This is a genomic window from Peptoniphilus sp. HCN-40583, assembly GCF_037892835.1.
Taxonomy (GTDB): Bacteria; Bacillota; Clostridia; order Tissierellales; family Peptoniphilaceae; genus Aedoeadaptatus; species Aedoeadaptatus rachelemmaiella.
This window is the reverse complement of the sequence record NZ_JBBKBU010000001.1, coordinates 33,641-52,262: the sequence shown is the minus strand read 5'-3', so window position 1 is coordinate 52,262 and position 18,622 is coordinate 33,641. Positions and strand designations below refer to the sequence as shown.

General features: G+C 37.6%; 18 protein-coding genes. All 18 read left to right on the top strand.

Annotation, left to right across the window (positions count from 1 at the left end; translation table 11 throughout):
- Nucleotides 1-33 precede the first annotated feature (33 nt).
- The 18 genes from WKT05_RS00260 (at nucleotide 34) to WKT05_RS00175 (ending at nucleotide 18,496) form a co-directional block, all read left to right on the top strand.
- Complete coding sequence (locus WKT05_RS00260; RefSeq protein ID WP_000155678.1) at nucleotides 34-648, top strand: TetR/AcrR family transcriptional regulator; 615 nt, start codon at nucleotides 34-36, stop codon at nucleotides 646-648.
- A gap of 66 nt (nucleotides 649-714) precedes the next feature.
- The gene (locus tag WKT05_RS00255; RefSeq protein ID WP_000797113.1) at nucleotides 715-1,314 is read left to right on the top strand and encodes an MptD family putative ECF transporter S component; all 600 of its coding nucleotides are present in this window, start codon (nucleotides 715-717) and stop codon (nucleotides 1,312-1,314) included.
- Nucleotides 1,315-2,019, top strand: coding sequence for an energy-coupling factor transporter transmembrane component T (locus WKT05_RS00250; protein WP_001162459.1), 705 nt, complete (start codon nucleotides 1,315-1,317; stop codon nucleotides 2,017-2,019).
- Nucleotides 2,016-3,485: an ABC transporter ATP-binding protein gene (locus WKT05_RS00245; protein ID WP_340412402.1), complete on the top strand. Its 1,470-nt coding sequence runs from the start codon at nucleotides 2,016-2,018 to the stop codon at nucleotides 3,483-3,485. The genes WKT05_RS00250 and WKT05_RS00245 overlap by 4 nt, the downstream gene beginning before the upstream one ends.
- Complete coding sequence (locus tag WKT05_RS00240) at nucleotides 3,475-5,229, top strand: ABC transporter ATP-binding protein (protein ID WP_165737274.1); 1,755 nt, start codon at nucleotides 3,475-3,477, stop codon at nucleotides 5,227-5,229. The genes WKT05_RS00245 and WKT05_RS00240 overlap by 11 nt, the downstream gene beginning before the upstream one ends.
- Nucleotides 5,226-6,980, top strand: coding sequence for an ABC transporter ATP-binding protein (locus tag WKT05_RS00235; protein ID WP_009346315.1), 1,755 nt, complete (start codon nucleotides 5,226-5,228; stop codon nucleotides 6,978-6,980). The genes WKT05_RS00240 and WKT05_RS00235 overlap by 4 nt, the downstream gene beginning before the upstream one ends.
- Nucleotides 6,977-7,561, top strand: a complete 585-nt coding sequence (locus WKT05_RS00230; protein WP_009346326.1) for an L-2-amino-thiazoline-4-carboxylic acid hydrolase — start codon at nucleotides 6,977-6,979, stop codon at nucleotides 7,559-7,561. The genes WKT05_RS00235 and WKT05_RS00230 overlap by 4 nt, the downstream gene beginning before the upstream one ends.
- The gene (locus tag WKT05_RS00225) at nucleotides 7,562-8,302 is read left to right on the top strand and encodes a class I SAM-dependent methyltransferase (protein WP_001077894.1); all 741 of its coding nucleotides are present in this window, start codon (nucleotides 7,562-7,564) and stop codon (nucleotides 8,300-8,302) included.
- 19 nt (nucleotides 8,303-8,321) lie between these two features.
- On the top strand, nucleotides 8,322-8,930 hold the full coding sequence (locus tag WKT05_RS00220) for an MptD family putative ECF transporter S component (RefSeq protein WP_000739616.1): 609 nt from the start codon (nucleotides 8,322-8,324) through the stop codon (nucleotides 8,928-8,930).
- A complete protein-coding gene (locus WKT05_RS00215) occupies nucleotides 8,930-9,625 on the top strand; it encodes an energy-coupling factor transporter transmembrane component T family protein (RefSeq protein ID WP_001226868.1) in 696 nt (231 codons plus the stop codon). The genes WKT05_RS00220 and WKT05_RS00215 overlap by 1 nt, the downstream gene beginning before the upstream one ends.
- Nucleotides 9,622-11,019 (top strand): ABC transporter ATP-binding protein, encoded by a 1,398-nt coding sequence (locus WKT05_RS00210; RefSeq protein ID WP_000566323.1) that lies wholly within the window; start codon nucleotides 9,622-9,624, stop codon nucleotides 11,017-11,019. Before WKT05_RS00215 ends, WKT05_RS00210 begins: the two co-directional genes overlap by 4 nt.
- 21 nt (nucleotides 11,020-11,040) lie before the next feature.
- On the top strand, nucleotides 11,041-12,420 hold the full coding sequence (locus WKT05_RS00205) for an MATE family efflux transporter (RefSeq protein ID WP_009346279.1): 1,380 nt from the start codon (nucleotides 11,041-11,043) through the stop codon (nucleotides 12,418-12,420).
- Nucleotides 12,417-14,240, top strand: a complete 1,824-nt coding sequence (locus WKT05_RS00200; RefSeq protein ID WP_340412397.1) for a serine hydrolase domain-containing protein — start codon at nucleotides 12,417-12,419, stop codon at nucleotides 14,238-14,240. Before WKT05_RS00205 ends, WKT05_RS00200 begins: the two co-directional genes overlap by 4 nt.
- Nucleotides 14,241-14,517: 277 nt before the next feature.
- Nucleotides 14,518-14,934: a sigma-70 family RNA polymerase sigma factor gene (locus tag WKT05_RS00195; protein ID WP_165737277.1), complete on the top strand. Its 417-nt coding sequence runs from the start codon at nucleotides 14,518-14,520 to the stop codon at nucleotides 14,932-14,934.
- Between the two features lie 480 nt (nucleotides 14,935-15,414).
- A complete protein-coding gene (locus WKT05_RS00190) occupies nucleotides 15,415-15,576 on the top strand; it encodes a hypothetical protein (RefSeq protein WP_025188545.1) in 162 nt (53 codons plus the stop codon).
- Between the two features lie 97 nt (nucleotides 15,577-15,673).
- Nucleotides 15,674-17,350: a recombinase family protein gene (locus tag WKT05_RS00185; protein ID WP_340412394.1), complete on the top strand. Its 1,677-nt coding sequence runs from the start codon at nucleotides 15,674-15,676 to the stop codon at nucleotides 17,348-17,350.
- A gap of 164 nt (nucleotides 17,351-17,514) precedes the next feature.
- Nucleotides 17,515-17,685: a hypothetical protein gene (locus tag WKT05_RS00180; RefSeq protein WP_340412393.1), complete on the top strand. Its 171-nt coding sequence runs from the start codon at nucleotides 17,515-17,517 to the stop codon at nucleotides 17,683-17,685.
- Between the two features lie 64 nt (nucleotides 17,686-17,749).
- Nucleotides 17,750-18,496 carry a hypothetical protein gene (locus WKT05_RS00175; protein WP_340412392.1) on the top strand — a complete coding sequence of 249 codons (747 nt, stop codon included), beginning with the start codon at nucleotides 17,750-17,752 and terminating at the stop codon, nucleotides 18,494-18,496.
- Nucleotides 18,497-18,622 lie beyond the last annotated feature (126 nt).

The following is an 18,622-nucleotide window of genomic DNA, read 5'->3' as shown; positions in this document are numbered from 1 at the left end:
TACCGATGGTATATTGTTGATGGAGGTGTTTAAATGACTATTTCTGAGACTCAAAAGAAAATATTGGCAGTCGGCAAGAAAGAATTTTTAAAAAAAGGATTTAAGGATGCTTCACTTAGAATAATTGTCGAGGAAGCAGGATTTACGAAAGGTGCTTTTTATGGTTACTATCCTAATAAAGCGGCCTTATTTGAAGCTATTGTTTCTGATGTAGCTGATGGGTTAATAGAACAGTTCAAAGCTGCACAAGATGCACATTTTGATTTAATTCCAGAAAATAAAACTTTAGAAAGCAGAGAGCTGTCTACAAAATATCTTTTGCATTTTGTGAATTATATTTATGATTATTTTGAAGAATTCAAGCTTGTAATTTGCTGTTCTGAAGGCACAAAATACGAAGATTATATTCATGAACTTGTAGAATTGGAAGTATCCCGTACGGAAAAATATTACGCTATTCTTAAAGAAAAAGGCAAAATGGCAGGAAACGTCAGTCATGATTTACATCACATGATTACCAGTGCATATTTTACAGCTGTTTTTGAAACGATTGTGCATGATATGACAAGAGAACAAGCCATTAAATATGTTAAAGAGCTTGCAGTTTTTTTTAATTCGGGATGGGATGGACTTTTAAGGTTTAAATAAAGCGTAAAATTTTCACGCAAGGTTAGCAAAGGCTAACAACTATATTTAGAAAGGATATAGATTATTATGAAAAATAGAGAAAATATATTACTAACAAGAGATTATATTTCCATAGGCGTTTTTTCACTTATTTATTTTGTTATTGCATTTGTTATAGGCGGTATCGCACAAATGACACCTGTCACTTTTCCGTTTATGCCGATGATAGTAGCTTTATTTGCGGGCAGTGTTTTTATGTTATACACCGCTAAAATACCGAAGCGCGGATCACTTTCCATACTTGGTATACTTGCCGGAATCTTGTTATTTGTTACCGGTATGTTTTGGATGATGTCGGTATTTTTCATCGTATTTGGATTTATTGCGGACTTTATTTGCCAATCAGGAAATTTCAAATCATTCAGAAGAAATTTACTTGCCTATTGCGTGTTTGCGCTGTCTCCAATGGGAGCCTATATTCCCATGGCTATCATGCCTGCACAGTTTGATGAATTCATGCGTAGAAAAGGAGATGTTTCTTCTTTTGAAGGAATCATCAATGCTATTAGAATAAATTGGTGGGTTATCCCCTTAATGATTTTGGGGACAATTATTTGTGCCATAATCGGAGGCCTTATAGGTAAAAAATTATTGAAAAAACATTTTGAAAAAGTGGGGATTATATAAATGGCTTTAGATCCCAGAACAAAGCTGCTGATTTTATCAATAACAAGTATTTCCGTGTTTCTGAATGAAAGTATCGTTATAGAATGCCTTTTTACAGCAATCCCTATATTATTGCTCTTACAGGCGAAAGAGTTCCGTACTGCTTCAAAATACGGAATTCTCTTTATTGTGTTATTGATGGTACAGCTTTTTGTTATATCAAAATTACCTGTTACGATCGGAGGCATCATATATATGTTTGATGTCTATATAAGAAAACTTATTCCTTGTTTTATGCTCGGCACATTTTTAATACAAACTACAAAGGTCAGTGCTTTTTTAGCTGCATTCAGTCGATTGCATTTGCCTAAAGGTTTCACTATTGCACTTTCTGTTACATTGCGATACTTTCCGACAATGGCTGAGGAATGGAACTATATTAAGGACGCCATGGCTCTTCGAGGGATAACCGCTTCTTTTACAGGATTTTTACGCCATCCGGTCAAAATAATGGAGTATGTATATGTACCCATGCTGGTATCTGCTTCTAAAATCTCTGATGAAATCACACAAGCCGCAATTACAAGAGGAATAGATCATGTCGGAAGGCGCAGCTGTATGGAAAAAGTTTGTTTTTCAATCCATGATGCTCTGATTGTAACAATCTATATAGGGATTATTTGCATGATATTTTTTGATTTTTTACGAGGAGGTGTATTCCCTTGATTGAATTTATAAAACTTTCTTTTTCCTACAAGGATATGGAAAAAGCTTCTTTACGGGAATTACACTTAAATATTCCAAAAGGACAATGTGTTCTCTTGTGCGGTGCATCAGGATGCGGAAAAACGACTCTTACCAGATTGGTAAACGGGCTGATTCCTCATTTTTTTGAAGGAAAACTTTCAGGCAAAGTAACTGTAAAAGGAATGAATGTTGCCGAGACCGAAATTTCAACTCTTTCCGATAGTGTCGGCACGGTTTTTCAAAATCCGAGAACACAATTTTTCAACACAGATACAGATAGTGAAATTGTTTTCGGACTGGAAAACAGAATGCTGGAGATGAAAGAATTAAAACAGCAGCTTGAAAGGATTACTAAAGATTTGCATATAGAAAAATTAAAAGGATGCAGCATTTTTGAACTTTCCGGAGGGGAAAAACAAAAAATTGCATTTGCGTCTGTGTATGCCACGAATCCGGATATTTTTGTATTGGATGAACCGTCCTCAAATCTGGATTTTCATTCCGTGCTTGAACTGAAAAAACTGATAGAAAAAATAAAACAACAAGGGAAAATGATTATCATTGCAGAACATCGCTTGTGGTATTTAACAGATGTTGCAGACAGGGTCATCTTAATGCAGGAGGGTCAGATTTTTAAGGATATGAGTATACAGGATTTTTGCGAGCTCCCGCTTGAACAAATACAAAATATGGGGCTCAGGTGTCGAAATCTTTCTGAAATCAAAACAAATACCAATGATAAAAAATTTTCCCAACACACCTTAGAGCTGAAAGATATTCATGTCAAATATGGTGAAAAGATTATCTTGCAAAACATCTCTTTTACCGCAAATGGTGGAGAGATCGTCGCAATTACCGGCGCAAACGGAACAGGAAAAACGACACTGGCACGCACGATATGCGGACTGATAAAACAAAAATCGGGAAATATTTTTGTAGACGGCAGGAGTTTGTCTGCAAAAGCGCGTATTAAAAAATCTTACATGGTGATGCAGGATGTCGGACATCAACTTTTTACGGATTGTGTGGAAACAGAATGCACACTCGGAACAAAAACAACAGATGAGTCTGTTATTGACGAAACTTTATCGGCCTTATCTCTTTCCGAATTAAAAAACAGACATCCCCTTTCACTTTCAGGAGGACAAAAACAGAGGTTGGCAGTGGCAATCAGCTTGCTTTGTGATAAAGAAATTCTTATTTTCGATGAACCGACCAGTGGGCTTGACTTAAAAAGCATGCGGGAAGTAGGAACGATGGTAGAGAGACTTTCTGAACAGGAAAAAATCCTGCTCATTATTACACACGACATTGAATTTATAAAAACAATATGTTCCAGAGTTTTGCTTTTGTCAGGCGGTAAAATAATTGCCGATTTGAGAGGTGAAGAAAAGAAAAATATCGAAAAATATATTTTAGCAGAAGGAGATCGAAATGAAGAATAAGAAGAACAAAAACACATTGCATCGCTTATTTGAGTTTGCCGGATCATGTAAAGGCTTGCTTTTAAGTTCGGTTGTTTTTGCCATTCTTGGTGCAGGGTTTGGAATCGTCCCGTATATTGCAGTTTCACGCATTATTATTCAAATATGCGCCGGCGATTACAGCTTGAAATCAATCATGCCGATGGCAGTAATTGCTCTTTTGGGGTACCTTTTGCAGCTTGGTCTATCAACTGTATCTACGGTGCGGTCTCACAAAGCCGCATTTACTATACTAAAAAATATTCGTACTGCACTTACGAAAAAGTTGTCACGAGTGCCCATGGGATTTGTCTTGGATACCCCGTCAGGAAAATTCAAAACGATGCTTGTAGATACGGTTGAAAAACTGGAGTTACCCCTTGCTCACATGATACCGGAATTAACAGCAAATATTATGATTCCTGTCTTAATGTTGATTTATTTCATGTTCCTTGATTGGAGGCTGGCACTTATTGCTCTTGCAACCTTTCCTGTCGGGATGCTCTGTTATATGGGAATGATGAAAGATTATGAGAAGCGTTATGACAGAGTTATTAAAGCCGCAAAAGCTATGGATGCCGCTACGGTTGAATATATAGGCGGAATCGAAGTGGTTAAGGCTTTTAATCAAAGTAGCGATTCTTATCGCAAATATGCAGAGGCGGTAAAGGAGAATGAAAATTCTAAATCGGAATGGTTCAAAAAGACGAATCCGTACTATGCGGCAGGTATTGCAATAGCACCCTCAAGTCTAATCGGAGTTCTTCCTGTCGGAAGTTTGTTTTATATAGGCGGAAGCATAAGCGCAGGCAGTTTTATATCCTGCATTATTTTATCATTGGGCTTGATTGCTCCGCTTATTCAGGCATTGCGATATACAGACAGCCTTGCTATGGTAGATGCCACCGTAAAAGAAATCGGAAGCCTTTTGGATACGGAAGAAATGGAACGCCCGGAAAAACGAGTACAGCTTAAAGGAGAAAAAATAGAATTTTCCAACGTCTCTTTCTCTTACAAGGATACAGAGGTTTTACACAGCATTTCCTTTGAAGCGAATGAAAATGAAATGACGGCTTTGGTCGGACCGTCGGGATCGGGCAAATCCACTGTCGCCAGACTCATTGCGTCTTTTTGGAATGCGGGAAGCGGAACCGTGAAAATAGGCGGTGTCGATGTGCAGAACATACCGCTTTCGCAGATAATGGAACATATTGCGTATGTTTCACAGGATAATTATTTGTTTCATCTTTCTATACGAGAAAATATACGAATCGGTAAGCCGGATGCTACAAACAGCGAAATCGAAAATGCAGCAAAAAAAGCGGCATGCCATGATTTTATTACATCACTTCCCAATGGCTACGATACCGTTGTCGGAGACAGCGGAAGCAATCTTTCCGGCGGAGAAAAGCAGCGCATTGCCATTGCAAGAGCCATATTAAAAGACAGCCCCGTAGTTATTTTAGATGAAGCTACCGCCTTTACAGACCCTGAAAATGAGTCGATAATTCAGCACTCCATCAGCGAGCTTGTAGCGGGAAAAACGCTGATTGTCATTGCACATCGATTATCTACTATCACATCAGCCGATAAGATTATCGTCATGAATGCAGGAAATATAGAAGCGGAAGGAAAACATGAGGAGCTTACCCAAAATTGTGTTCTTTACAGAGAACTTTGGAATACACATATCAGCACGCTTGATATGAAGGAGGTATCAGCATGATTCAGATGTTCAGACGACTTTTGGATTTTTCCGGAATGGAAAGAAAAAGATTGATTTTATCGTTTATTTTTCATATGTGCAATTCCGTGTTTGAGATGCTTCCCATTATGGCTGTGCTTGCAGTTTTGAACGGAATACTATTATCACTTTCAAGTGGCTTCATGTCGATTAAAACAATATGGGCAGCCTTGGGGATTATGCTTTTAAGTATTTCAGGACGCATTCTATTTACGAATCTTTCCGCTGTAAAAAGAACCCTTGGAAGCTTTTCCATGTGTTCCAAATGGCGCATGGAGCTTGGCGAAAAATTAAAACGCGTACCTATGGGATATTTTAATGAGCATCGCCTTGGAGATATTACAGCGGCAGTTACTACAACACTTGGAGATCTGGAAACCAATGCAGTTACCGTCATGGAAGCGGTAGCCGGAGGATTTATCCACGCTGCAGTGATAGGGATATGGCTTTTGTTTTATGAATGGAAAATTGGAGTTTTGATGTTCATAGGGCTTTTTCTTTCCCTTTGTGTGTACGCAAAAACACAAAAAGCTGGTATGAAATATTCTCCGCGCAGGCAAGCTGCACAGGCCGGACTTGTTACAGGCATTTTAGAATATATACAGGGGATGTCCGTGATAAAGGCATTCGGACTTGCCGACCGTTCGGACAAATCCGTAGACGCTGCAATCAATGAAAGCGCAGAGGCAAACATCGCTTTAGAAAAAGTTTTCTCCGGCTTAGCTGCCGTCTTTCAAATGATATTCAAATTTGCCAGATTCGCAATCCTTGTTGTTGCACCATACCTGCTTATGAACGGAGAAATAACTCCTGAAAAGTGCCTGCTCCTTATTGTCGCAAGCTTTATGATTTATACGACTGTGGAGCTTGCAGGAAGTACGGCTGCCGTTGCAAGAGTTGTGGATGCTTCTTTAGACAGATTGGAAACAATATCCAATATTCCCCTTCTTGATGAAAAGGGAACAGACCTTATCCCGAAAGCATACGACATAACCGTTTCAAACATTTCCTTTGCATATGAGGAAAAGGAAATTCTGCACGATGTAAGCTTTTCTGTTCCTCAAGGTACGAGCTGTGCCATTGTAGGACCATCAGGCTCAGGAAAGACGACCCTTTGCAGTTTAATTGCACGCTTTTGGGACGTAAAAGATGGTGAGATTCTTTTAGGTGGCGTTAATGTAAAAGACTATACTTGCGATAGCCTTCTTAAGAATTTTTCCATTGTGTTTCAAAGGGTTTACCTTTTTGAAGATACCATTGAAAATAACATTCTTTTTGGAAAACCGCAGTCAACAAAAGAAGAAATAGTGTCCGCGGCAAAGAAAGCATGCTGCCATGATTTCATATCCGCACTTCCGGATGGATACCAAACAAAGATTGGAGAAGGAGGTGCAACCCTTTCCGGCGGTGAGAAGCAGCGAATCTCTATCGCACGAGCGATTTTGAAAGATGCACCTGTTGTCATTTTAGATGAGGCTACGGCAAGTGTCGATCCTGAAAACGAACGGGAATTGCAGCAGGCTATTTCAGAGCTGACAAAAAATAAAACGCTTCTGATGATTGCTCACAGGTTGAATACAGTTCGAGAAGCAGATCAAATTCTTGTTCTTGAAAATGGACGAATTGTGCAAAGAGGAAAACATCAGGAGCTGATACAGCAGGAAGGACTTTATCGACGATTTGTTGAAATTCGGGGAAATGCAATTGGATGGAAATTAGGAGGCCTGGAATGACATACAAAAAATTTTACTTCGGAAAGTTAAATGCACAGATATTAAAAAAAATAGATGCGGAACATAAAACAAAAATGAAGCAGCTCATCAAAGAAATCAATCAAGGATCATGGACGGAAAAACAGAAAAAAAGGCAAAAAAGAAGCATTATTTCAAATATAGCCCTATACCGATGTTTCATAGATAAAGGGCTTTCAAAAAATGAGGCAAAAGAATTGGTAAAGGAGTATTCATTTTATGTTGCCCAAAAGGCACATAAGCTTTTGAAAACATTTTTTTATATCCCCGGGTTTTTCAGGCTGTTCCGCTTGTTTATGAAAAAAGGGATGTCGGGCGATGAAATATGGAAAAGCAGAATCCTGTCGGATGACGGGGAATACTACCGTGTCGATGTGCTCAAGTGCCTTTGGGCGGATACCTGCAATTTTTTTGAATGCCCAGAGCTTTGTGAGATATTCTGTCTGTGTGATCATATCGTATTCGGAAATATAAAGGGATTTGTATTTGAAAGAAGTCAGACACTGGGAATGAACGGTGAAAAATGCGACTTTTGCTTCATAAATAGGAAAGGGGAAAGTTAAATGAATAGGGCTGAGGAAAAATGGTCCGGGGATGCCGGAAAAATGAAAATGTTTCTTCTTCAAGAAATAGAAGAAAGAGGTCTGGAATGGAGAGGTTTGTTAGAACGGTGTCTTGGAGATTGTCAAAAAAACAAAATTTTAGATGTCGGATGTGGAACCGGGTTTATTTCGCTGCTTCTTGCACAAATTGGGTGTGATGTCATTGCAATAGACAATAATGTCGCAATGCTCAAGGAAGCTGAAAAAATATCTGAGGAGTTAGGATTTTCAAATAAAATCACTTTTATGCTTAAAGACACAGAGTTAGTGGATTTTCCCGATAATACCTTTAATGCAGTGGTCTCAAGACATGCCTTTTGGCTATTTAATAATCCGAAAAAAGTTTATGCGCAGTGGTACAGAATTTTGAAATCCGGCGGTTGTATGCTGAATTTAGATGCAAATTGGCTTTTCCCTTTTTGGGGAGAGGAACAGGCAAAGCTCTTTCAGTCAGATGAAAACATTTTAACAAAACGCTACGGCAAATTTCAGGATTATTATCATGATACAGATATGATGGACGAATTGAAAAAACTCCCTTTAAGTTATATAAAACGCCCGGAATGGGATTTGGAAACATGCAGAGAAACAGGTTTTAAGAACATTGAAACAGAGACACTGTTACAGGAAAAGTATTGGAATCCTTTTATGGCACGCAGGTATCGCACGATGCCGACCTTTATCATCAAAGCTCAAAAGTAATATTTACGGAGGAAAATAAATGAAAAAAAATAAAGCATTAAAATGGGAAATTAAAGATGTCATTGCGGCTGCTCTGTTGAGTCTCTTTCTCATTCTCATCCAGTTTATTGTAAATATGGTATGCATGACCAATCATTTTGTCAGTATGGTTTTATCAGTTGGTTTTACCATGTTCTTATGTGCACCTGTCTATTATCTGCTTTTGTGTCGGGTAAGGAAGCACTTTGTCAGCCTTGTTTATATGAGTATCGTCGGTATGATTTATCTGTTGATGGGGAACTGGTATCTTTTACCGTACTTTGTTGCAATTGGTATGATATGCGAAGCAATCTTGTGGAAAGATTGTTCTGAAAGGAATTCAAAACAAATTATAGCATCGTGGACTGTTGCCAGTCTTTTATATAACGGTGTCAATTTACTGCCGATTTGGTTCTTTTGGGAAACCTATTACAGCTTTGCAAAAAGCGGTGGCATGGATCAAAGCTATATAGACTCATATATCAGCTACTATAAGACTCCCGGATGGATTATATTCATTGTTATCTTTACGGCGATATGTGGGCTTGCGGGTGGTCTGGCAGGCAAAAAAATTATGGGAAAACATTTCAAAAAAACGGGACTTCTATAATGAGAAAAATTTCTTTTGCTGTCATAACTAAAATATGGGGATTCATTTGTGTACTAATAGCCATTTATATGGGAAAAGACGTCGTTTTCAGCTGCATCCTTACAATTGCCACTTTTTTATATTTAGGTATACAAGGGAAATGGAAAATCGTATTTGATTACGGCATATTCTATATCTTATTGGGAATTTTACTCTACGCCATACAACGTTTCGGACTTCATATGCTGATTTTTTCGGAGTTTTATGTGCTGATGCTTTGGAATCTTTCTCCTGCTTTCTTGGTATCATGGGATTTGATTACAACACCGCCTGGAAAAATTTCGGCATTCCTAAGTTCCATTCACCTTCCTACATCCGTTATTTTGGGTGTCCTTGTAGTATTTAGATTCTTCCCTACCATGAAATCGGAGTTAAGGAGTGTGTATCTATCTATGAAAAACAGAAATTTGACAGGTCTTAAACAGATATTGCAAGCACCTGCAAAGACATGTGAATATGTGCTGATTCCCCTACTCGTCAGAATCTTGATGATAGCAGATCAGCTTTCTGTTTCAGCTATTGCAAGAGGTGGGGAATCACCGGGGAAAAGAAGCAGCTACTATGAGAGCAAGATTGAAATAACGGATATATTTGCCATGATTTTATGGTTCGCTTTGATATCGGGTTATTTATGGATAGGAGGCATGAGAATATGATCGACTTACAGAATGTTTCCTTTCAGTATGCGGATAGCAATTATGGTGTGACGAATATAAATTTAGTGATAAAAGCCGGTGAATGTGTGGTTTTGACAGGAAAATCAGGATGTGGAAAAACGACCATTACAAGACTTATCAACGGTCTTGCTCCAAAATATTACAAAGGAACAAAAAAAGGCAGTATACGAATTGCAGGAAAAGATATTGAAATGATGCCGTCCTATGATATCGGTAAAATTGTTGGCAGCATATTTCAAGATCCTCAAAGACAATTCTTTTCATCAGAGCTTGAGGGTGAAATAGCATTTGGATGTGAAAATTACGGTTTCTCAAAGTTTGAAATTCAAAAAAGAACAAAGGATGCTATTCATAAGATGAGATTGGAAAACATAGGAAAGATTTCCTTAGATTTGCTTTCAAGTGGTGAAAAACAACGAGCAGCAGTAGCTTCTGTATATGCAATGCATCCGGAGGTTTTTGTGTTTGATGAGCCGACTGCAAATCTGGACAAAGACGGCATCATTCAAATGAAAAACATCCTTATGCAGTTAAAGAAAGCAGGATACACATTGCTGATTGCCGAGCATCGTCTCAGTTGGACAGAAGAACTTGCCGACAGGTATTTATATATGAAAGACGGACAGATACAGCATGAATATTCTTCTTTAGAATTTAGTACAATGAATGACTTGGAACGCATTTCAAAGGGACTTCGCCGTATTATAAATAAACCTTTTACAAAACAGATTGCCCCACCCCGAACGGACAATATTGCAATACAAGGAGAAAGGCTCTCTCTCAAGAAAAATAAAAAACAAATATTAAAAAATGTGGATATTTTTGCTAATGAGAAAAGTGTTACTGCAATCACAGGCAACAATGGTGCGGGAAAAACCAGTTTAGCTTTAATTTTAAGCGGACTTGAAAAATTAACAGAAGGTAATGTTTATATTCATGGTGAGAAGGCAGGGTACAGAGAACTTTGCAAACATACCTATTACTGTTCAAATGACACAGGGACACAATTTTTTACAGAAAGCATTTCAAAAGAACTTTTGCTTGGAACAAAATATGATGCAGAGAATTTAGAAAATGCAAAAAAATTGCTTAAGGATATGTGTTTATACGAATATAAAGATTCTCATCCTGCTTCCTTGTCGGGAGGTCAAAAACAAAGACTTGCAGTATGCTGTGCGTTGTTGTCAGGTAAAGATATTTTGATACTTGACGAACCGACCAGTGGCTTGGATGCCGAAAATATGTTTTTGATTGCAAGGGAACTAAAGAAAGCTGCAGAAAAAGAAAAAACTATTTTGGTAATCACTCATGATGAGGAATTTATGGATGCTTGCTGTGAATACAGAATAAGTATCGATAAAACGCAAAAATAAAGGACAAGGAGGGTTTTTATAATGGATGTTCGTGATAAATTACTTATGGAAAATCCTTGGAAATTGATGATTCATCTTAGTTTGCCGGCAATTTTGGGTCAACTGATAGTAGGATTATATGCCTTTGTCGATTCAATTTATGTCGGGCAAATGGTGGGAACCGATGCCATGAGTGCAGTTTCGGCGGCATCTCCGTTTGTATTAATCAATAATGCGATTGCTGTTCTTCTTGGGATAGGTTCGGGCTCTGTACTTTCTCGGGCAATCGGAAAAAAAGATAAAGAAACCGTGGATAAGATTATAGGAAATCTAACTTTCTTGGTAATCGTTTTATCATCAGTAGTTATGATTATCGGTATCATATTTGCTCCTGAATTTTTACGCTTATCTGGTGCCGGCGGTGAAGTGATGGAGATGGGTGTTTCTTATTTAAGAACAGTATATCTCGGCTCCATATTCGTAAATTTTATGCAGGGTGCAAATATGGTAATAAGGGCAGAGGGTCGCATGGGAATTGCAATGGGAATCATGGCGGCTGGTGCTATTTTAAATATTATATTAGATCCTATATTCATTCTGTTTATGCCATCTCGAGGACCGCAAGCTGTTGCAATCGCAACTGTGATTTCTCAAATCAGTCAAGCTTTGGTCACCTTAATATACTTCTTGAAAAAAAGTCCGGTGGTTCGTTTTCATGGGATAAAACCTGCAAAAGATTTATTACCTGAAATTTTTTCCGTGGGAATGAGCGCTATGCTCATGCAAATTATGATGTTGGTTCAAATGACAGTTGTATATAATACGGCAGTGCATTTTGGCGGAGAAAAGCAAATAGCTCTTATGGGAGCCGCTCAAAGAGTTATGCAGCTTGCATTTGTTCCGATATGGGGAATGAGTCAAGGGATGCAGCCCGCTGTCGGAACAAATTTCGGAGCAAAAGAATATATAAGGGTTAAAAAACTTACGAATGTATTTATTATAGGTTCTACTTGTCTTGCCGGATTTTTCTTTGCCATAATTGAAATTTTTTCAGTGCAGATATTATCTGCATTTATTACCGATTCAGTTATTGTAAGTTCAGGATTATCTAATTTTAGGCTTATGTACTGCATATTTCCTACTTATGGCATGCTCATAATGACAGTCACTTATTTTCAGGCTATCGGTAAAGCAAAGCAGGCAGGAGTATTGGTTATACTAAGGCAACTTGCGCTTGTAATCCCTTTAGTATTGATATTACCTCGTTTTCTGAACGAAAATGTTCTCGGAGTATGGCTGGCGTTGCCTTTGAATGATGTCGTTATAATTTTGATTGCCATTATATTGCTAATTAGTGAATACAAGCGCATTACTAAGCTTGCACAGGAAATAAACAAGGTTAATGTTGGTGAGATATCATGAAAAAAATCGTCATTTTGAGTTGTTTCATTGCTTTTGCCTTTGTCGTTTTATTTCCGCGTTCCTTTATTTTTGCTGCGGAAGAAACTGAACATTACGAAACTGTTATTGATAAAGTTGCGGATGCGTATATAGGTAAAAGCGTTCCAGGTGCATGTGTCATTGTATCTGAACACGGAGAAATTGTGTTTTCAAAAGCCTACGGATACGCTGATTTAGAAAAAAATATACCTATGGATCCTGAAAACACAGTTTTTGAATGGGGATCAATATCAAAAACCTTTATATGGGTAGGTGTGATGCAATTAAATGAAGAAGGAAAAATTGATTTGGATGCGGATATTCGCAACTATCTACCAAAAGGTTTTTTGAAAAATTTACACTATGATACACCTATTACAATGCGTCATCTCATGAATCATACGGCGGGCTTCGAGGAGCAGCTTATTAACCTTCGCTATTTTGAAAGTGATAAGGAATTTACATTAGCCGAAGTCTTGTCCTCACATCAACCCGAACAGGTATTTTCACCGGGCAAGGTAAGCGCATATTCTAACTGGGGCGCTGCATTAGCTGCATTTATTGTAGAAAGAGTGAGTGGTCAAAATTACAAAGAATTTGTAAATGAACACATTTTGAAACCTTTAGATATGAACAATACATCGATAGGTCCATTTCAAAATGATAATCCTACGATTTTGGCAAGAAAGGCAGTCGGTTATTCTTTTTTTGAAAAGGGATTCCGCAAAGAACCGAATATGTATTTAAGAATGTACCCTGCTGGTGGAATGAATGGCTCAGCTGGGGATTTGTTGAATTATGCACAAGAGCTGGCTAAAAATAATGATAAAGATAATCTATTGTTTAATAATCCTCATACTAAAAAAGAAATGTTTACAGAAACCTATCGCTCCTATGGTGCAAATTCAGGTTTATCTCACGGCTTCTGGCAATATGCGAATAATCCGGAAATGCATGGACATGAAGGTGGAACATACGGATTCAAAACACAAATATGGGTAGAACCGAAAAATGAGAGAGCAATTTTAATATTGACAAATGTAATGGAGACGGAGTTTTGCTCGGAGATTATGGAAAAAATTGCATATACAGAAGCTGATGAAAAAAAGATAAAAGAAAATTTAGATCTCAAGATGTTAAGCGGAGATTATCTTCCTGCACGCTCTGCATTGAAAAATGTTGGAAAAATACAAGGGAAAAAGCAAATGATTTCCATTAGAGTGACAGATGGAAATCGTCTTTGTCTTACCATGCCATTTGAAGATAAAAAGCAATATTACGAACAAATAGATTCTAACATTTTCTTTTGCAAGGATGCGAGTCCTGAAGAAAAAATACTTGCTTTTAATATAAATGACGGCAAAGTACATTCTATGAGCTTTAGATTAGCTCATGATTATATCCCTGCCACTAACACACAAGGGAAAATAGCATTTTTGTTCAGCTTGGGAACTTATATATCAACCACATTATTATTTTTAACATTACTGATTATATGCATCATTTCAACGCTACAAAGGTGGAAGAGATGTATGCGACATCATATATATCTATATATTTGTGGAGCTATGCTTGGGATTTCTGGAATTACAGGAATGGCTCATTGGTTTTCAATATATGAAATTCTTGCTCATGAACTTATGATTATTATTATTGCTGGATGGTGTTTTAGTATTATAGGGATTTTATGTGGAGGATATGCAATTTTCAAAGAAAGAAGTATCAAAAACAGTGGATTACTACTAATATTTATAGCTCAGATTTTTTCGGCATATTATCTTGGGTTTTTAACTGTTGTATAGAGGATCTTTTAAAAGAATGCTCTAATATATATTTTTCGAGTAAGGAAAATTTGATTAAATAGTGGAGGTAATTGCTATGTGTTATGTAGGGTCTGTTATTTATATAGAAAATAATAATAGACCTTTTTGATGTCAGTAATTATTATAAACAATTAAATTTAAAACATTTTGGAAGAACAGGTTTCTTCCGTTTTCGAGGACTTTTTATGCTTATGTGCAGGAGTCCTCCTTTTTTGTCTGAAAAACAAATAGACAAAAAAGAAATGGAGGAAACTTTATGGCAAAAGAGTATTACCTTTATGTCAGAGGGCAAAAGGTAAAAGTCAGTGAAGATATTTATAAAGTCTACTGGCGAGAAAAAGAACACGAGAAGTATTTAGAGCAGGTGGACAGAAAAAACCACCTGCTTTTCTTTTCCTCTTTGGATCATGATGGACATTTTATAGATAACATCGCTGATGAAAGCGTTGATGTAGAAAAGATTGTTGAAACACAGATGATGATTGAGGCAGTCAGAAATGCTATATCAAAACTAAACGATGAGGAAAGGGACATCATAGAGCGATTGTATTTCAATGATGAAACGCTATCAAGCATAGCGAGAGGCAAGAAAGTGAGCTATCAAGCTATACAATGGCGAAAAAATAGCATTCTTAAAAAACTAAGGGTGCTATTGGAAGAATTTATGAAGTAATCGCCTTGTGCATGAGGGCAGATTTTCCTTTATAAATTGAAGGGAGATCTGTCCTTATATTTTATTTAAGGAAGTGATGAAAACCATAAAGTTGAAGAGAATCTCTCTTAAAGCCGTTAGGCTATTGTTCCTTGACAACTGAATAGACCAAAGGTAGGACTTTATCTACTTGTGGAGGATTATGACTTACGCCATGACCTTTCTGCTGAGAACAATTTCGGTTTAATAAATACTGAGTAAATCAAGGAAACAAGAAAGCGAGCGATAAATAAGAATACATAAAAAACAGATTTGGCAACCTGTTCAATGAAGCAAGTAGTGATAATGATACTTCAATAGTTTAAGCCGGCTCGTCTGGAATAAGAGGCGGAGGTGAGATTCCTATGTTGCTGCCAAGCACCTACCAAAGTCGTTAAACTTAAAATATAGAAGAAAACATATTTTGATTATAGAAAGTTTGTAAAGGAAGGAGGGGTGTCTGTGGATAGTGACTGGAATGGATTGGCTGATTTAATAGCAAATCTGATTACAAAATATGCTGGTGTTTTAGATTTAGATAATCTGCCCGATCCAACGCCAGCAAAAAATCAAGAGAATAAAAATAGTTTTGACATGGCAAAAACACTAATTGAGGCGGACTAATAAAGGTGTTATAATATACTTGAAATGATAGTCCAAACTTAAATTCAAAAATCAAGGTTTATATATGATATAGAAAAGTTATATTGAGGTTAATGCTATGTCAAAAGAAAAAATAAAAGTATACCTCTATACACGAGTATCTACGTCAATACAGATAGAGGGATATTCGTTAGAGGCACAAAAATCACGAATGAAAGCTTTTGCTATTTACAACGATTATGAAATTGTTGGAGAGTATGAAGATGCCGGAAAGTCTGGCAAGTCTATTGAAGGTAGAATACAGTTCAATCGAATGATGGAAGATATAAAATCTGGAAAGGATGGAGTATCTTTTGTTCTTGTGTTTAAGTTATCAAGATTTGCAAGAAATGCCGCTGATGTTCTTTCTACACTTCAGATAATGCAGGATTATGGAGTTAATCTTATCTGCGTTGAAGATGGCATTGATTCATCTAAAGATGCCGGGAAACTAATGATTTCTGTTTTATCAGCTGTGGCTGAAATAGAAAGAGAAAACATTCGTATTCAAACAATGGAAGGTCGCATTCAAAAAGCAAGGGAAGGAAAATGGAATGGTGGCTTTGCTCCGTATGGATATAAACTTGAAGATGGCAAGCTGTTTATAAATGAGGAAGAGGCAGTTGCCATAAGAACGATTTTCGACCAGTATGTAAATACTACGATAGGAGCCAACGGGCTATCTAAATACTTAGAAAATCATGGAATTAGAAAAATTCCAAGACAGAATGGAAAGAATCCTTTGTTTGATGCAGGTCTTATAAGAAAGATATTAAAGAATCCTGTATATAATGGGAAAATAGCATTTGGAAGAAGAACTTTAGAAAAAGTTCATGGTACAAGAAATGAATATAAGCAGGTTGAACAAGATGAATATCTAATATCTGAAGGTATACATGAAGCTATAGTTTCCGATGAAGTTTGGCAAGCTGCTCAGGTTAAGCTAAAATCTCAAGCAAAGAAATATGAGCATGTTAATAAAGGTAAAGATACACGCACACACTTGCTTTCTGGAATTGTAAAATGCCCGATATGTGGAGTGGGAATGTTTGGAAACAAGTGCATCAAGAAAAAGAAAGATGGCACAAAGTATAAAGATTTTTATTACTATGGTTGTAAACATAGGCAGATGATAAGAGGTCATAAGTGTACTTTCAGTAAGCAAATTAGAGAAGAATTGTTAGATGAAGCTGTCGCAGAGGTAATTGTCAAGATTGTAAGTAATACGAAATTTGCTTCTATGATGCAAGAAAAAATCAACATGAAGGTGGACACCTCTGAAATAGAAAAAGAAATAGATAATTACCAAAAGGAATTGAGAAAGAGTCATTCTACAAAGTTTAAGCTAATTGAGGAAATAGATAATTTAGATGTTGATGATAAGCACTACAAACGAAGAAAACAGGACTTAGATGATAGACTTTATCGTATGTACGATAAAATTGAAGAATTAGAATCATTGTTAATTGATGCGAAAGCAAAGAAACAAACTATTGAAGCTGAAAAACTTACAGGAGATAACATATATAAGGTTCTGATCTATTTTGATAAGCTCTATAAAGTCATGAATGATGTAGAGCGTAGGCAGTTAATTTCAGCTTTGATTTCTGAAATTCAAATTTATGAAGAAAAACAACCTAACGGACAATGGCTAAAATCCATTACTTTTAAGCTACCTATCATTGATGAGGATCTAAATATAAGTTTGGACAATGATGAACAAGTTGAGTGCGTGGCGGTGTTAAGGAGAAAATAAAGAAGCGATCGAGTAAGAAAAGCAAAAGACTTACTCGATTTTTTATTAGAATGCTCTAATAAAAAGACTGAAGGGTGGTTAGAAGTCAATGGGGGGGTATATACGATATACAAAGAGAGAGTTCGTAGAATGATATCTTGTTCCCGTAGAGAGGAGGACGAATTATGGATTTTGCACCTGTAGGGGCTTTGCTCATTGTTGAATTGATCATCGCTTTTATCGTCGTCGTCGCCGCCATCAGCTTGGCATGTTACGTTATTATCCGCGTTTGCCATAAGGCGAGGAGAGACGCCCTGAAGAAATATCCCGCTTTAGAGGATGAAAACAAAAAATAAATTCTGTCGGCGAGATTAAGGGCGTGACCCGGAGAAGGGCAGAGGGATAAAAAAGGTGATTTCCATGAAGATTAAATTTAAGAAAAAACGCCTTTTAAAAAGGCGCGGGATCTCGATTGTATGCGTTCTTTCGATGACCCTCTTTTCGGTCGCTTGTCAGAAAGCGGGAGAGGCTGAAAGTCCGTCGCGAAATCAGTATAAACGAATTGAAAAAGCGACGGACACCGACTATCCGCAGCTTTCTTTCAATGAAATGGCAAACAGCTCCGATTTGGTGGTGGCGGCAGACTTTCTGGGTTTTACGAAGCCCTTTAAGGTATCGCCCTATGGCGGCGGTGACATATCCATTTACAGAGACGCCGTCTTTAAAGTAAAGAAGGTCTATAAGGGAGAAATGAAAGAGGGAAGAACGGTGACCGTGCGAATCCCCGGCGGTGATGTCGTCGATGATGAGAGACAAACCATCTACGCGGAGCCGACGGAAGCGGATTGGATGTATAATGACGAGAATGAGAAAGTCCTGTTTCTCGCTCGCCCAAGGGAGGATCGGTACAAGACGCGGGAGGATTATTATAAATTTGTGACCGGTCCCAACGGCATGTACGATCTGCGGGATAACACTCTTTTCGGGCTTTTCCACGAGGACGTCACCTTCGATGCAAAGGCCCTCGATTCCATCGATCCCGCCGTGGATCCGGCGGCAGAGGAAAAGGCGGAAATGGATAAAAGGCTTCAGGAAAAGTCCATGACGCGTGAAGAATACGACGCCTACTTTGAGCAAATGGATCAATACGGGGTAAAGGAACCCTAAGTTTCCATGGTGCAAGAAGAGGATGAGGGGCCGCCAATACGTGCGGCCTTTTTTATTGCCTTAATTGAAAAAAGCGGAGGGACCACTTGCATACATAAATGTACAAATATATAATTAAGACATAAA

Excerpts from the sequence above, each read along its gene's own strand:
- WKT05_RS00260 (WP_000155678.1), top strand. The coding sequence starts at position 34 with ATGACTATTTCTGAGACTCAAAAGAAAATATTGGCAGTCGGCAAGAAA.
- WKT05_RS00255 (WP_000797113.1), top strand. The coding sequence starts at position 715 with ATGAAAAATAGAGAAAATATATTACTAACAAGAGATTATATTTCCATA.
- WKT05_RS00250 (WP_001162459.1), top strand. The coding sequence starts at position 1,315 with ATGGCTTTAGATCCCAGAACAAAGCTGCTGATTTTATCAATAACAAGT.
- WKT05_RS00240 (WP_165737274.1), top strand. The coding sequence starts at position 3,475 with ATGAAGAATAAGAAGAACAAAAACACATTGCATCGCTTATTTGAGTTT.
- WKT05_RS00235 (WP_009346315.1), top strand. The coding sequence starts at position 5,226 with ATGATTCAGATGTTCAGACGACTTTTGGATTTTTCCGGAATGGAAAGA.
- WKT05_RS00230 (WP_009346326.1), top strand. The coding sequence starts at position 6,977 with ATGACATACAAAAAATTTTACTTCGGAAAGTTAAATGCACAGATATTA.
- WKT05_RS00225 (WP_001077894.1), top strand. The coding sequence starts at position 7,562 with ATGAATAGGGCTGAGGAAAAATGGTCCGGGGATGCCGGAAAAATGAAA.
- WKT05_RS00220 (WP_000739616.1), top strand. The coding sequence starts at position 8,322 with ATGAAAAAAAATAAAGCATTAAAATGGGAAATTAAAGATGTCATTGCG.
- WKT05_RS00215 (WP_001226868.1), top strand. The coding sequence starts at position 8,930 with ATGAGAAAAATTTCTTTTGCTGTCATAACTAAAATATGGGGATTCATT.
- WKT05_RS00210 (WP_000566323.1), top strand. The coding sequence starts at position 9,622 with ATGATCGACTTACAGAATGTTTCCTTTCAGTATGCGGATAGCAATTAT.
- WKT05_RS00205 (WP_009346279.1), top strand. The coding sequence starts at position 11,041 with ATGGATGTTCGTGATAAATTACTTATGGAAAATCCTTGGAAATTGATG.
- WKT05_RS00200 (WP_340412397.1), top strand. The coding sequence starts at position 12,417 with ATGAAAAAAATCGTCATTTTGAGTTGTTTCATTGCTTTTGCCTTTGTC.
- WKT05_RS00195 (WP_165737277.1), top strand. The coding sequence starts at position 14,518 with ATGGCAAAAGAGTATTACCTTTATGTCAGAGGGCAAAAGGTAAAAGTC.
- WKT05_RS00185 (WP_340412394.1), top strand. The coding sequence starts at position 15,674 with ATGTCAAAAGAAAAAATAAAAGTATACCTCTATACACGAGTATCTACG.
- WKT05_RS00180 (WP_340412393.1), top strand. The coding sequence starts at position 17,515 with ATGGATTTTGCACCTGTAGGGGCTTTGCTCATTGTTGAATTGATCATC.
- WKT05_RS00175 (WP_340412392.1), top strand. The coding sequence starts at position 17,750 with ATGAAGATTAAATTTAAGAAAAAACGCCTTTTAAAAAGGCGCGGGATC.